General features: G+C 75.3%; 11 protein-coding genes. 4 read left to right on the forward strand and 7 right to left on the reverse strand.

Annotated features, from left to right (window positions below; all coding sequences use genetic code 11):
* Window positions 1-32: 32 nt before the first annotated feature.
* From CRP51_RS10450 to CRP51_RS10465, 4 genes are all read right to left on the reverse strand, one after another.
* Window positions 33-2438 (reverse strand): glycoside hydrolase family 95 protein, encoded by a 2406-nt coding sequence (locus CRP51_RS10450; RefSeq protein WP_097230799.1) that lies wholly within the window; start codon window positions 2436-2438, stop codon window positions 33-35.
* 185 nt (window positions 2439-2623) lie between these two features.
* Window positions 2624-3352: a B3/B4 domain-containing protein gene (locus CRP51_RS10455; RefSeq protein WP_097230800.1), complete on the reverse strand. Its 729-nt coding sequence runs from the start codon at window positions 3350-3352 to the stop codon at window positions 2624-2626.
* Between the two features lie 114 nt (window positions 3353-3466).
* Complete coding sequence (locus tag CRP51_RS10460; protein ID WP_170970506.1) at window positions 3467-4186, reverse strand: tryptophan 2,3-dioxygenase family protein; 720 nt, start codon at window positions 4184-4186, stop codon at window positions 3467-3469.
* A 197-nt stretch (window positions 4187-4383) separates the two neighbouring features.
* Window positions 4384-4830 carry a MarR family winged helix-turn-helix transcriptional regulator gene (locus CRP51_RS10465; RefSeq protein WP_212615883.1) on the reverse strand — a complete coding sequence of 149 codons (447 nt, stop codon included), beginning with the start codon at window positions 4828-4830 and terminating at the stop codon, window positions 4384-4386.
* A 148-nt stretch (window positions 4831-4978) separates the two neighbouring features.
* On the opposite strand from CRP51_RS10465, the gene CRP51_RS10470 reads away from it, so the two are divergent.
* Window positions 4979-5515 carry a MarR family winged helix-turn-helix transcriptional regulator gene (locus tag CRP51_RS10470; RefSeq protein WP_097230904.1) on the forward strand — a complete coding sequence of 179 codons (537 nt, stop codon included), beginning with the start codon at window positions 4979-4981 and terminating at the stop codon, window positions 5513-5515.
* A gap of 381 nt (window positions 5516-5896) precedes the next feature.
* Window positions 5897-7825: an ABC transporter ATP-binding protein gene (locus CRP51_RS10475; protein WP_245880497.1), complete on the forward strand. Its 1929-nt coding sequence runs from the start codon at window positions 5897-5899 to the stop codon at window positions 7823-7825.
* Between the two features lie 74 nt (window positions 7826-7899).
* Here CRP51_RS10475 and CRP51_RS10480 read toward each other — a convergent pair whose 3' ends face one another.
* Both CRP51_RS10480 and CRP51_RS10485 read right to left on the reverse strand, forming a co-directional pair.
* Entirely contained in the window at window positions 7900-8433 is a 534-nt protein-coding gene (locus tag CRP51_RS10480) for a ferritin-like domain-containing protein (RefSeq protein WP_097230804.1), read from the reverse strand.
* Between the two features lie 156 nt (window positions 8434-8589).
* The gene (locus CRP51_RS10485; protein ID WP_097230805.1) at window positions 8590-9384 is read right to left on the reverse strand and encodes an Fpg/Nei family DNA glycosylase; all 795 of its coding nucleotides are present in this window, start codon (window positions 9382-9384) and stop codon (window positions 8590-8592) included.
* Window positions 9385-9520: 136 nt separating this feature from the next.
* Between CRP51_RS10485 and CRP51_RS10490 the strand changes: the two genes are divergently transcribed.
* Together CRP51_RS10490 and CRP51_RS10495 are read left to right on the forward strand one after the other, a co-directional pair.
* The gene (locus CRP51_RS10490) at window positions 9521-10297 is read left to right on the forward strand and encodes a class I SAM-dependent methyltransferase (protein ID WP_097230806.1); all 777 of its coding nucleotides are present in this window, start codon (window positions 9521-9523) and stop codon (window positions 10295-10297) included.
* A gap of 730 nt (window positions 10298-11027) precedes the next feature.
* Window positions 11028-11771, forward strand: a complete 744-nt coding sequence (locus tag CRP51_RS10495) for a hypothetical protein (RefSeq protein ID WP_097230807.1) — start codon at window positions 11028-11030, stop codon at window positions 11769-11771.
* Window positions 11772-12578: 807 nt separating this feature from the next.
* Here CRP51_RS10495 and CRP51_RS10500 read toward each other — a convergent pair.
* On the reverse strand, window positions 12579-13694 hold the full coding sequence (locus CRP51_RS10500; RefSeq protein ID WP_097230808.1) for a PucR family transcriptional regulator: 1116 nt from the start codon (window positions 13692-13694) through the stop codon (window positions 12579-12581).
* Window positions 13695-13834: the final 140 nt, after the last annotated feature.

Here is a 13834-nt window from a genome sequence, read left to right on the forward strand (position 1 = left end):
CCGGGCCATGCGCGGGCGGGCGGCGCCCCGGGTCAGCGCGGCGTCAGCACGTAGGAGACGCCGGCGCGCGCCGGGAGTTCGACGACGCCGTCCCGGTCGGCGTCGAGCACGCCGGCGCCGCCCAGCGAGTCGGTGACGCGGCACCCGTCGGCGACCAGCGCGCCGCGCACCAGGACGGCGCCGTCCCGTCCCGCCGTCAGCACCGCGCTGACCGGCCGGCCGTCGGCCCAGCCCAGGTCGACGGTGAGGTCACCGGCGGCCCGCAGCCCCGTGACCGAGCCGTCGGGCCAGGCGGCGGGCAGCGCCGGCAGCAGCTCGACCTCGTCGCGGTGACTCTGGAGCAGCATCTCCGCGATGCCGGCGGTCGCGCCGAAGTTGCCGTCGATCTGGAACGGCGGATGGGTGTCCCACAGGTTGGGCAGCGTCGACTCCCGCAGCTGCTGGGCCAGCATCACGTGCGCGTGGTCGCCGTCGCGCAGCCGCGCCCAGAAGTTGATCTTCCACGCCTTGCTCCAGCCGGTGCCGCCGTCGCCCCGCGCCCGCAACGTCACCTCGGCCGCCGCCGCCTCGGGCGTGCCGGGCGCGATCTGGTCGGACGGGTGCAGCGCGTAGAGATGGGAGACATGGCGGTGGTCGTCCCCCGGGTCGTCCAGGTCCGCCTTCCACTCCTGGAGCTGCCCCCAGGAGCCGATCCGCAGCCCGGGGTCCAACCGTTCCAGCGTGGCGGCCAGTCGACCGCGCCACTCGGGGTCGGCGTCCAGGGTCTCGGCGGCGGCGAGGGTGTGGGTGAGGACCTCGCGGACGATCTGCTGGGACATCGAGGCGCCGGCGGTGAAGTCGCCGTGCTCCGGCGAGTAGCTGGGGCTGACGACCAGCAGCCCGTCGCGCGGGTCGGTGTGCAGGGTGTCCAGCCAGAACGCGCTGACCTCGCGCAGGACCGGATACGCCGTGCCGGCGAGGAAGTCCTCGTCCCGGGTGAAGCGGTAGTGGTCCCACAGGTGCCGCGTCAGCCAGGCGGCGGCCTCGGGGAACCAGAACGCGGTCGCCCAGTCGTGCACGCCGGTGAAGCCGTACGGGTTGGTCTCGTTGCCCACCACCCAGCCCCGCGCGCCGAAGAGCAGCGCCGCCGACTCGCGGCCCGGGGCACGCAGCGCGTCGACGAACGTGTGGAGCGGCTCGACGGTCTCCGCGAGATGGGTTACGTGCGCCGGCCAGTAGTTCATCTGGAGGTTGATGTTGACGTGGTAGTCCGCTCCCCACGGCGGCGCGGTGGAGTCGTTCCAGACGCCCTGCAGGTTGGCCGGCAGCGAGCCGGGGCGGGAGGAGGCGATCAGCAGGTAGCGGCCGTAGGCGAAGTACAGCGTCTCCAGCGCGCGGTCGGCCGCCGAGCCGTTGCCCGCGTAGGCCGCCAGCAGCGCGTCGGTGGGCACCTCGGCCGGCATCCGGCCGCCGAGGTCGAGCGCGACCCGGTCGAAGAGCGCCCGGTGGTCGGCAAGATGGTCGGCGCGCAGCGCGTCGTGGCCGCGCGCCACGGCGGCGTCCACGGCGGCGGTGACCGGGGCGTGCGGGTCCTCACCCCGGTAGTCGGGGTGGCGTTCGGCGTAGTCGGTGCCCGCGCCCAGCACGAACCACGCGGCGTCCGCGTCGGCGACGGTCACCGTCCCGCCCTCCTCCCGGCGGCTCCCGCCCTCGGTGACCACCTGGACCTGCGCCTCGAAGCGGAGCCCGTTGTCGGCGAGCGCGCCCCGCACGGTGATCCGTCCGTCGACCGCGGTGGCCTCGGTGTCCTCGTGCGGGCCCCCGTAGCCGAGGGTGAACGCCACCTTCCCGCCGCGGTCGGCGGAGATCCGCCCCACGATGACCCGCGCGGGATGCGAGGCGAAGTACTCGCGCACGTGCGCCACCTCCCCGACGCGGTAGCTCACCCGGGCGACGGCCTCGGCGAGGCTCAGTTCGCGCCGGTAGCCGTCGGGGCGCTCGGGCGTCCCGGGGAAGTCCAGGGTCAGCTCGCCGAACGTCTGGTAGGCGCCGTATCCGGTCTTCGGCTGCCCGAGCAGGGCGACGACCTCCTCGGGGTCGGCGCCGCCCTGGGCGTCCAGGATGTCCCGCACGGTCCGCAGGGCGTCCGGCCTCGGCTCGCGCCAGTTCCCGAAGTCGTAGCCGGGTGTGCCGGGACCGCCGGTCCACAGGGTCTTCTCGTTGAACGGGAGGCGTTCGCGGGCGACCGTCCCGTAGACGGTGGCGCCCATCGCGCCGTTGCCGATCGGCAGCGTCTCGCTCTCCCAGTCGCCCGCCGGGCGGTCGTACCAGAGCGTCAGCTCCGGCGCGGCGGCGGGCGGCCGGGCGGCGGCGGCCGGGGAGACCCCGGCGACGCCGAGCGCCGCCGCGCCTCCCACCGCCGTCCTGATGACCGTCCTGCGGTTGATCCCCTGCTGCATGAAGAGCCTCCTGGGGCCGACGCGAACAACGCGGTGCCGGGCCCGGACAGGCTAGACATCCCACCCCTGGGCGACAAGACCGGCGACCGGAACCGATCCCGCGCCCCGGGGCGGGCAACTCCCCTGAGCGACATGGGATGTGTGGACGGCGCCGGGCGCCCGAGGGGGCGCCGTGGCCGTTCCTCTCAGGCGACCAGCCGGGTCGCGGTGCGAACGCCGGGGCTCGCCTCCGTCACCGCCTCGACCAGCGCGTCCCCGGCGGCGGCCAGCGCCGCGTCGTCCATCGCGCCGAGCGCGTCCAGCACGAAGAACGCGCGGGTCGTGGCCAGCGTGAGCTGGGTGCGGGTGCACTGCCGCCAGTTCCAGCGGCGACAGGTGACCCCGAGGTCGTCGCGCCAGACCGGCTCCCCCGGACCCGGTGACTCCACCACCGGCTCGCCGCCGGCCGTGGTCACGAACTCCTCGTCGCCGGCGGCGCGTTCGAGCCGGGGCGCGCCCCGGTAGTGGTCGAGGTCCTCACCGCCGACCGGAACGGCGTGGGCGATCGAGACCGCGTTGTAGAGGTCGGTGAGCCGGTTGATCCTGGGCAGCCCCGCGGGAACGCGGCGCAGCAGGGCGTCGGCGCTGGGGCGGGTGCGCCGCGGCTTCATCCCGGCGGCGCGGAACGCCTCGTGCCAGGCGACGACATGGGGGTCGTCCTCGTACGAGCCGTGCGCGTAGCGCTCGGTGACGGCGCGTTCGGCCGCGGCGAGCCGCCGCTCGCTGACCTCGTCGCTCGGGCCGGGCCGCAGCCCGTCGGCGACGATCAACAGCGCGCGGTAGTCGGGGCGCAGCGCGGTGATCTCGGGCGCCACCGTGGCCCGCGCCAGCCAGTCGTCGAGGGCGGTACCGGGGTGGGGGGCGGGAAGGGACACATCGCTCCTGGTGCGTGGGACGCTGACGGCCCAGCCTCTCACGAGGGCCGGGCGTCCCCCGCGGAGCGACCACCGCCCGGTACCGGTCCCGACGGCGGAACCGCGGCCGGCTCGTCAGTCCTGCGGCCAGGCGGCCGGGAAGAGCCGGCGCCTGGCGGCCCCCCAGAGGTAGTTGGCGCCCTCCGAACCCGCCGTCCCCGGCGCGCCGCCGAGGAACCGCTCGGCCAGCGCGGCGTGCCGCGCCCGCCACAGCGCGGCCGACTCGTCGAAGGTCAGCAGCGCGGCACGCACCCGTTCCACCAGCGCGGGCGGGCGGCCGCCCGCGCGGAAGGCGTCGAAGGCGTCGGCCACCGAGGGCCCCTCCAACCGGGCGCGCAGCCGGGCGCGGTCGGCGTCCGTGAAGCCGTGGGTGCGCAGCAGGCGCTCGTCGCGCAGCCCGCACAGGAACTCGACCTCGCGCCACTGCACCGACTGGAAGCCGCTGGTGTCCCCCAGCTCCACCCGGATCCGGCCGAACGCCTCGGGGGCCATCGTGGCCAGGGCGTCGAACTGGTCGCTGAGCACGCGCATCGCCGTCGGCAGCGGGGCGATCCGGCGCAGCGCCGCCTCGCCGTCCCCGTCGCGCAACGCCCGCCCGGCCTCCTCCAGATGGCGCAGCATGATCGCGAACCATATCTCGCACGACTGGTGCGTCGCGAGGAACAGGGTGCGGTCCACGTCGTCCTCGTCGACCCTCGCCACCTGGAGCAGTTGGTCGAGGCGCAGGATCTGGCCGTAGGTGAGCGGGGGTTGGTCGAGCAGGTCGGCCCCGTTGCCGGTGTCGTTGACAGTCATGTCCCCCAGCATCGCAGGTGGGGCGGGCGGGGTGACCGGTCGTGTGAGCGGGTGCCCGGTTGATGCAACGGGTGTTGAGCGCGGGACGGCTCGGTGCTCGGCCGGCGCGCCCGTCGCGTCGCGGAGGAAGGACGACCGCGCCTCGCCCGGGGCGCGTCGCCCCCTCCGGCGGGTGAACGTCCGCTCGGGGCGGCCGTTCAGACCGGCTCGGGGCGCCCCTCGGTCAGCGCCTGCTCGACGTTCCTGGCCATGGCCGCGAGGGTGCGGACCACGTCCGTGTATTGGTCGGGGCTGACGCCGGTCAGCACCTGCGCGCGGGTGCGCTGGACCTGCCGCGTCAACGCGCCGTGGACCGCGCGCCCCTGCTCCGTCAGCGCGAACGGTCCGCCCCCGCGCGTCTGCGTGATCCACCCGCGCCCGGTCAGCTCGCCGAGCGACGCTTCGAGCGTGGGCGCGCCCTCCTCCCAGAAGGGGGCCAGCGCGGTGCGCAACGCCGCCTCGTCGTGCGGCTCCCGGGCCAACGAGTTGAGCACCTGCCAGTGCCGTCGGCTCACCGAGTGGTCGGCGAGGGTGGTCTCCAGCTGGTCCTCCAGCAGGTTGTGCAGGTGTTTGAGCCAGTAGCCGATCGGCCTTTCCTTCTCCACGCTTCCCCTCCGTTTCCCGAACCCCCGGTGCATGTCACCTTACATGTAAGAACACATGGAACGGGTATCCTCTCCACCGTTTGCGCGCCGGCGTGACGGATGAGGCGACCGGCGGGTCACGACGGGACGGAAGGGACGGGACGTGGCGATGGCTCCGGAGCGGGGCGGTGCGGAGGAAGGCGCGGGAGAACGGGAGTTGGTGGCGATCGAGGGCGCGATGCTCGCGCTCTCCCGCGCCCGCTCACGCCGCGCGCTGGCGCGGCTCGGCCGCCGGCGGAACGCGCCGCCCGGCCGCCGCCCCGACCTGCCGAACGCGGTGTTCGAGCTGCTGGACACGGTGGCCGCCGCGACCGGGCACGGGGCGGGGCCCACGGTCGGCGAGCTCGCCCCGCTGCTGGGGGTCGACCAGCCGCGCGCCAGCCGGCTGGTGAGCCAGGCCGTCGCGGCGGGAGTGCTGCGCCGGGGCGCGGACCCGCGCGACGCGCGCCGGTCGCCGGTGGCGCTGACGTCCGAGGGGCGCCGGACGCTGACGGGCGTCAGCGCCTTCCGCCGACAGGTGCTGGCGGAGGCGACGGCCGACTGGCCGGCCGCCGACCGCCGCGAGCTGGCCCGGCTGCTGCCCCGGCTGGTCCGGGACATGGCGGCGGTGACCGAAGCCGACCCCGTGGGGCGCGCGGGCGGCTGACGCCGAGGGGACCGAGGCGCGCCCGGGGCGCGCGGTCAAGGACTTCGCGCCGGCGAACAGTTGGCTTGATGCGGACCGGGCGGAACACCCGGCCGCCACGGTCCCGCCCGCCGCGCGCGGGGCGACCCCTTCGGGGGCGGCGCGTCGGCCGGCGGAGCTCGCGAACGGGACGGTCGAGAACCGGCCAACGGTTCCCGGCGCACGGCGCATTCTCGGGGGACGAGTGTCAGACCTCGACTCTAGGGTGGCCGCACATCACCGAGAGTGACGATCGGTCCGTCCGAGAGAGGCGATGCCATGCGTCCGTTCCCCCGTCTCCTTCCGCGCCGCCCACGCCGTCCAGCCGCCCGCCACGCCGCCGAGCACGGTCCCGAGGTCGAGGTGTCGGCTTCCGAACGCGAGCTGTTCGGCGGTCAGCTGGTCTACGACACCTCCTGGAGCCAGCACGAGGGCTCGCGCTACCAGCTCGACCTGCGCACGATGATCCTCGGGATGCCGAGGCTCGTCGGGCGCGCGGTCGCGCTCGCCTGGCAGGCGGACCGGCGCGCCACCGCGTGCGTCGCCGTCGCGGAGGTGGTGAGCGGGATCAGTCAGGCGCTCGGCCTGCTCGGCGTCAACTGGCTGCTGGCCACGCTGCTGGCCGGCGGCGAGATGACGGACCGGCTGCGGGACGCCGTGCCGGTGGCGGCGCTGCTCGGCGCCGTCGCCGCGCTCGGCGCGCTGTGCACCGCGCTCTCCACGCTGGCCATCGGCCCGCTGGAGCCCAAGGTGGAGCGCCTGGCGAGGGAGCGCTACCTGGAGCGGGCCTACGAGGTGGAGATGGCCGCCATGGAGGACGAGGACTTCCACCGGCTGCTGGAGTCCGCGCAGTACGGCGCCTCGTCCGCGCGCAGCATGATCCGCCACGCCGTCTCGGTGATCGCGGCGCTGCTCTCCCTGGCGGCGGCCGGCGCCGTGCTCACGACGCTGCACTGGACGCTGCTCCCGATGCTGCTGGTCATCGTGCTGCCGCGCGCCCTGGCCACCCTGACGGTCGCGCGTCGCCGGTACCGCAGCTTCCACCGCTGGGTACAGCACAGCAGGGGCGCGGGGATGCTCGCCCGGCTGATGACGGACACGGACGCGGCGGCCGAGGTCAGGGTGCACGGGGTCGGCCCGTTCATCCTGCGGCACTTCCGCGGCATGTCCGCGAGCCAGGAGGCCGAGCAGGCGCGGCTGGCCCGTCTCGCGGCGCGCACCGACCTGTTGGCCGCGTTCTGCGCGGGCGTGGCGGCGCTGGCCACCTATCTGCTGCTGGCCGGGCTGCTGTGGACCGGCTCCATGGCCCTGGCGGCGGCGGGCACCGCCGTGCTGGCCATCCGGAGCGGCACCGCCAACCTGGACGGACTGATCCGTCAGATCAACTACCTCCACGAGGAGTCCCTGTACGTGGGCGACCTCGACCGGCTGATCGCCGAGTCGGAGCAGCACCGGATCCCCCGGGGCGGAGCCCCGCTGCCGAGCCCGGTGCGCGCCGTCGAGTTCGACGGTGTCTCCTTCAGCTATCCGGGCGGCAGCGCCGGCGAGCCGGTGCTGCGCGACATCTCGCTGACCCTGCCGGCCGACCGCGGCGCGGTGGTGGCGCTCGTCGGGGAGAACGGCTCGGGCAAGAGCACCCTGGCCAAGCTGCTGTGCGGGCTCTATCTCCCCGGCGCCGGCACGGTCCGGTGGAACGGCGTGGACGTGCGGGAGCTGGACCGCCGGGAGATCTTCGGCCACTGCGCGATCGTCCACCAGGACCACTTCCGGTGGCCGATGACCGCCCGGGTCAACACGGTGATCTCGCGCACCGACCGGCCGGTGGACGAGGCACTGCTGGCCGCGTCGGCGGCGCACGCCGGGCTGGGCGATCTGCTGTCCGAGCTTCCGCGGGGCTGGGAGACCCTGCTCTCGCGCACCTTCCGCGGCGGGCACCAGCTCTCCGGCGGGCAGTGGCAGCGCCTGGGCATCGCCAGGGCGCACTACCGGGACGCGCCGCTGCTGGTGGTGGACGAGCCGACGGCGGCGCTGGACGCCAGGGCCGAGGCGCGGGTGTTCGCGCAGATCAGGTCGCTTGCCGACCGGGGACGGACGATCGTGCTGATCACCCACCGGATGGCGTCCGTCCGCCACGCGGACGTGGTGCACGTACTGCACCGGGGGCGTCTGGTGGAGTCCGGGACCCCGGAGGAGCTGCTGGCCGACGAGGACGGTCACTACCGGGCGCTCCACGACCTCCAGGCCGCCCAGTTCCGGCCGGTGCCGGGGCAGTCGAAGGAGCGGTTGCCGTGACGGCGGTCGGCGGGGGGAGGGGGACGCGGGCCGCCTCGCCGCGCGTCCCCCTCCGAGGCCCGCGCCCCGGGTCGCTAGATGCCGAGGAGGTCGACGAGGTCGTCGGCGTGCTCTTCCTCCTCCTCCAGGATCGACTCCAGGAGCCGCCTGGTGGTGGGGTCGTCGTTGCCGAGCCAGCGGATGATCTCCTGGTAGGTGGAGATCACGATGCGCTCGGCCAGCAGGTTGTCCTTGAGCATCCCCTTCAGGTCGCCGTCCTTGGGCGTGGTGTAGTCGGTGGTGGCGCGCTGGGCCAGCGTCTGCGGGTCGAAGTCCGGGTCGCCACCGAGCTGGGAGATGCGTTCGGCGGCGCGCAGCGCGTGGTCCAGCTCCTCCTTCGCGTGCTCGGTGAACTCGGCCGACACCTGGGCGCGGTCGATGCCGGTGGCGGCGATGGCGTGGCGGGTGTAGCGCAGCCAGCACACGACCTCGGTGGCGACCACGTCGTTGAGCACCCCGATGACCCGGTCGTGGTTGAGCCCGTAGGTGTCGGTGACCGGCCCTGCCTCCATCCGCGCCCTGGCCTCGTCGCGGATCCGGGTCACGTCGAGGACGAAGTCGTCGGTCATGCGGGAGTCTCCTTCGTGCGGCGGGTGAGCCCCGGCGCCTGCGGTCAGCGCGGCGTTCTCCGTCCGGACAGTAGGCAGCGGCCCCGGGTGGTGGCGCCCGGCACACGCGGGGTGCCACCGGCCGCTACCCCAATGGCCCAGCCGCCCCGCGGCGGGTCAGGGCCGCTCGGCCGGCTGGTCGCGCGGGCACCAGACGGTGCCCCGGCCGGCGACCCGGCCGTGGGAGAGCGTGGTGCCGCACCGAGGGCAGGCGCCGGAGGGCTCGTCGCGGCGGCCGGTCAGCCAGGAGCGGCGCGGCGGCACCCGCCCGGCCTCCACCGAGACGCGCAACACCTGGCGCAACGACCGGCTGAGCCGGCCGTGTTGCCCGCGGTCGAGCCGGTCGGTGCGGAGGGCGGGATGGATGCGGGCGTGCCAGAGGATCTCGTCGGTGAGGAGGTTCCCCAGCCCGGCGACTCGGGACTGGTCCAGCAGGGTCGCCTTCAGTTGGCGCGGGCGTCCGTCCAGCGCCTCGTCCAGCTGCTGGCGCGTCAGGGAGAGCGCGTCCGGCCCCTGGTCGGCCAGGAGCCGGTCGACCGCGCCGGGATCGGGGGCCAGCCACAGCCCCTTCAGCTTGCGCTGGTCCCGGAAGCGCAGCTGCCCGCCGTCGTCCAGCCCGAGCAGCACCCGGTCGTGGGGGGCGGTCGGCTCCTCGGGATCGACGCACAGCAGCCGGCCGGTCATCCCGAAGTGGAAGAGCACGGCCGGCCCGCCGGTGTGCATGATCAGCCATTTCCCGTGCCGCTCCGGCGGCTTCACCCGGGCGTCCCGCAGGCTCCTCCGCAGCCGCCCGGCGGTCAGCCCGCCGCGCAGCACCCCGGCGTCGGTCACCCGGACCCCGGTGATCCGCCGCCCGGTCGCGCAGTCGTCCAGTACCCGCCGATACGCCTCGACGTCCGCCAGCTCCGGCATACCTCCGACGCTAGGGCCGGCGGACCGGAGGTGCACGGCGAGCGTGCCCTGGCGGGTTCCCGACGCGGTCCTCGGGCACGTCCGGCGCCCGGTAACCCGCTGCCGTCGGGGACACCCCGTGCGCCACAATGGCGCGATGGGCGAGGAGTGCGGACGGGACGACGACGGGTACGCGGAGCTGGTCGCCGAGGGGTTGACCGCACCGTTCGAGGGGTGGGACTTCGGCCCCTGGCAGGGGCGCCTGCCGGAGCCGGAGAGCCGGCTTCCGTGGAGCTACCGGGAGTTGGTGGGCGAACGGCTGTCCGCGGCCCGTTCGCTGCTCGACCTCGGCACGGGCGGCGGCGAGTTCCTCTCCTCGCTGGCGCCGCTGCCCGCGCGAACGGCGGCGACGGAGGAGTACCCGCCGAACGTGCCGGTGGCCAGGCGACGACTCGCGCCACTGGGCGTCGAGGTCGCCGTCCCGGAGGGCGACGACGCGCTGCCGTTCGCCGACTCGTCCTTCGACCTGGTGCTCAGCCGGCACAACTCCTACGACCCGGACGAGCTGCGCCGCGTCATGACCGACGACGGGGTGCTGGTCACCCAGCAGGTGGGCGGCCGGGACCTGGAGGAGGTCAACGCGGCGCTCGGTTCTCCCCCGCACACGTACCGCGACTTCTGTCTCGACTCGGCGGTCGAGGAGCTGACCGAGGCCGGTTGGAGCGTCGAGTGGCGGGCGGAGACCCGGGTGGCCGAGGCGCTGGCGGACATCGGCGCGCTGGTGCTCTTTCTGCGGATCACCCCCTGGCACGTGCCGGACTTCGACGTCGAGAGGTACGACACCGCGTTGCGGGCGCTCCACCGGGAGATGCGCGCGGGCCGACCGCTGGAGGTGGGCTGTCACCGTTTCGCCCTGGTGGCTCGGCCGCGCTGAGCCACGGACGGCGACATCCGACGGGTGGATTTCGCGAAAAGCCCACGCGGCCCCTCCCCGGAGGGCTAGGCTTTCCCCAGCAGACGAGGAGTAGCACCTCAACTCGCCTTCCTGGCGCGCCAACTGATCATGTTGGCGGACAACCAGCCCCGGATGGCGGCGAACCGCCCGGCCTGTCCGTCATCTCGCCATCTTGGCGTGCCTACTTCGGCGCCCGATCGTCGGCTCCCCCGCTCTCCTCGACGGACGACCGACCTCCACCGCACGGGGACGGACGTGACGCCACACCCACGTGTCACCGCGCGGGCCTCCCGCGTCGGTGGCCAGACCACCGGGAACGCGACGGCTGCCGGGTCTTCGGCCCTCGGCCCGTTCCGGGCGAAGAGGTGGACCTGGTCGGGCGTCAGGGGCGACGACGCCCGGCCGCGTTCCTCGCCCTTCGCCGGACCGGTTCGCCCAGGCGTTCCGCGACCCGACCGCCGAGGACCGGGCGGCGGCGCCTCGGGCGCCCGGACCGCGCGGAGCCCGAGGCGGCCGTGCGTCCCGCCGGAGAAGGGGCGAGCATTCCTGATCACAGCCACGCGAGAACGAGACACGTGCCGCAGGCCCCGTGCGGCGGAAGGGCAGGCCCAGTGAACAAGACAGCCCCGTGCGCGCGGCGGAGGGCGGAGCAGCCCGAAGACGCCGTTGCCCCTACCGCCGCGGCGGCGCGTCCCCCGGCGAGGGCCTGATGGCGCGCGACATCACCCGCCACCTCCGGGAGGGCGTCGACGCGTGGCAGCGCGCCCGCGACCTCGCCGCACGCGGGAAGGCCGCCCGCGCGGGGCTCGCCTACCAGCGGGGGGCCAACGCGCTGCTGCTCTACCGCACCCTGCTGCGCCGCTCCGAGGCGGACGACGGCCGGCCGCGCGGCGCCGAGGGGGACGCGGCGCTCTTCGCGCTGGGTGCCCTCACCCGCGAGGGGGTTCCGCTGATGGCGCGCGCCAGGGCACCGAGGTTCGCCAGCCTGCACGCCCGAGCCGGGCTGGCGGCCGCGCACCTGGCGGACCCGAGCGGTGGCGCGCCGGAGGCCGTCGCCGCGACGCTGGCCGTCGCCCCCGAGCCGCTCCCCCGCCTGGCGCCCGAGCGGGAGCCGCCGGTGGGCGCGGCGGAGCGGATCGTCGGCGCCGCCTCCTCCCGGCTGCTGATGGCCGGGCTGACGGCGGATCACCCCGCCGTGCTGGCCAGGGAGCGACACCGCTGGCCGGTCGCGGACGAGGAGCCGCTGCCGTTCGCCAGGGAGCGGCGCCGCTTCCGGGGCGCGCTGCTGCCCGGCTGCGCCGGCCTCGGCCAACGGGCGGAGGCCGGGCGACTGGCGCGCGAGGGTGCGCGCACGCACCGGGAGTTGCGCCGCGCGCTGCCCGCGCACGCGGCGGAGCTGGAGCGGGTCGAACGGGAGCTGGCGACGATCCTGTCCCGCCTCGGGGAGGAGTGAGCCCGCCGCCCGCCCCGAGCCCCCTTCGCCCGCCGGGCGCCCCCTTCCGCCTTTCGTCGAAGGGGCGGCTCCCCGCCCCCTCGGCGCCGTCGACGGGACGTCGCCGAGCGGACACCCGGGGCAAACCCACCCGGAGCCCGCCTCCGTTTCGGCGGACTGGCATTAAAGAAGCGTTAAGATTGCCGGATTCTGGCAATGAAAAAGTCGCCTTCGAAGTGTCATCATCAAGTCACCAGCAGAAAGCGGTGGTCACGGGAGCGACGCTCCCGAGGATGGTTGCCTGATGTCGGCATGACGGCGTCAGAAACCGACCACGGCGGGGTCTCCCGGCAGGGTGTGCGACGGCGACGTCGTGTCCGGGGGGCCGCACCCGCCGTCGCCGCGGGCGGGTCCGGCGCGCGCCGGGGGGCCGGGCCGGGCCCGCCGCTGGTGCCGCCCAGGGGGTGGGCGGCGAGGGGGGATGGGCGCGGCCCCGCGAGGGGGCCGGCCCGGCCGGGTCGGACGCCCGGCGTGACCGGACGCGGGCCGGGAGGGGCGGACGGGGGCAGGTCCCCGTCCCCGGGCTCGGGTGGGGTCCGAGTGACGCGGGCGTCCGACGGCGGCGGCGATCGGTGGGGGCCGAACGCCGGCGCGTGGCCGGGGCGGGGCCGCGTCGAGCGCGCCTGAGCGGACGGGAGTTGAGCGGCTCCCGTCCGCCGGGGTCGGGAGGGCGCCGCCGACCGGCCGTGGCCGCCGGGGCATCCGGACGCCCGGGCTCGGCCGGCGCCGGGGCACACGGCCCGGCTCAGGGAAGGCGGCGCGCGGACGTCACAGCTCCTGCTCCGGCCAGCCGAGGAGCCGCGCGCCGATCACCGCCGTCTGGAGGGTGTAGCGCTGGAAGGAGTCGGAGGGGTCGACGCCGGTGAGCTTCTCTATCCGCTCCAGCCGATAGGTGAACGCGCGCACGCTGAGCGACAGTCGACGGGCCGCCTCGGCGGAGACGCAGCCGGAGTCGAAGTAGGCGTTCAGGGTGCGGACCAGCTCGCCCGCGCCGCCGCGCGCCCCGCGCAACGGCCCCAGCACGGTGCGCACCAGATCGGCCATGGCGTACCGGTCCCGGGTCAGCACCGGGAAGACCAGCAGTTCTGAGGCGCGCAGCACGACGGGCTCCAGCTGGAGCCGGTCGGCCAGCTCCAGCGCGCTCAACGCCTCCTCGTACGACTGCACCACCCCGCCCGGCCCCGAGTGCGCGCGGCCGATGGCGACGCGGCAGCCGTGCTCGGTGGTCCCCTCCATGGCCAGCGCCACCCTGGCCTGCTCGGCGAAGTACTCGACCACGTCCGGCTGGTGGCCGGGAGCGACGCAGACCAGCCGCGCGTCCTTGGTGGTCAGCAGCACCCGACGCGGACCGAAGCGGGTGGTCAGCGCGGTCTCGACCCGGCGGGTCAACGGGTCGGTGTCGTCGTGCGGCTGATCGCCCCTGGCGACCGCGACGGTGTGGGTGTGGGCGAGTTGGAGCCCGAAGCGTTCGGCGCGCGCCGACAGGTCGGCCAGATCGCTGCGCCCGTGCAGCAGGTCGTCGATGAACTCGCGGCGCGCCGCCTCGTCCCGGCGCACGGCCACCAGCTGGGCGCGCTCGTATCCCTCGGCCAACGCGTCCACGGCCTGTTCGGCCGCGGCCAGCACACAGGCGGCGGCCGAGCGCACCCGGCGCACGCCCGAGGCGTCACTCGCCCCCGGCAGGTCGGGCCACGCCGTGCGGGCCGCCGCGAGATGGGCGCGGATCACCTGGCGGAGCCCCAGCCCCTCACGCGCCGCCCGCTCCCCCAGCTCCCGCAGCTCGTGCACCTCGCCCCTGGTCAACCGGCGGCCCGTCGTCGCCACTTCGGCCAGAATCTCGGCATAGCCGTCCAGATAGTGTTCCGGCACCGCGCGGTACGCCATGGCTCCTCCCCCGTCCCGACCGTGACCCCCCGGGGGCGCACCGGCGCGCCCAGCCTAGTCCGCCCCTCGGCTCCGGTGCCCGGGGGCGACCAAGGGGCGCACGTCGCTCCGCGCGCGCCCTACCTCACCACGGGTGAATG

This window comes from Streptomyces zhaozhouensis, assembly GCF_900230195.1.
In the GTDB taxonomy this organism is placed as follows: Bacteria; Actinomycetota; Actinomycetes; order Streptomycetales; family Streptomycetaceae; genus Streptomyces; species Streptomyces zhaozhouensis.

Excerpts from the sequence above, each read along its gene's own strand:
- CRP51_RS10460 (WP_170970506.1), bottom strand. The coding sequence starts at position 4,186 with ATGACTGTCAACGACACCGGCAACGGGGCCGACCTGCTCGACCAACCC.
- CRP51_RS10480 (WP_097230804.1), bottom strand. The coding sequence starts at position 8,433 with ATGACCGACGACTTCGTCCTCGACGTGACCCGGATCCGCGACGAGGCC.
- CRP51_RS10495 (WP_097230807.1), top strand. The coding sequence starts at position 11,028 with ATGGCGCGCGACATCACCCGCCACCTCCGGGAGGGCGTCGACGCGTGG.
- CRP51_RS10470 (WP_097230904.1), top strand. The coding sequence starts at position 4,979 with ATGGCTCCGGAGCGGGGCGGTGCGGAGGAAGGCGCGGGAGAACGGGAG.
- CRP51_RS10485 (WP_097230805.1), bottom strand. The coding sequence starts at position 9,384 with ATGCCGGAGCTGGCGGACGTCGAGGCGTATCGGCGGGTACTGGACGAC.
- CRP51_RS10450 (WP_097230799.1), bottom strand. The coding sequence starts at position 2,438 with ATGCAGCAGGGGATCAACCGCAGGACGGTCATCAGGACGGCGGTGGGA.
- CRP51_RS10490 (WP_097230806.1), top strand. The coding sequence starts at position 9,521 with ATGGGCGAGGAGTGCGGACGGGACGACGACGGGTACGCGGAGCTGGTC.
- CRP51_RS10500 (WP_097230808.1), bottom strand. The coding sequence starts at position 13,694 with ATGGCGTACCGCGCGGTGCCGGAACACTATCTGGACGGCTATGCCGAG.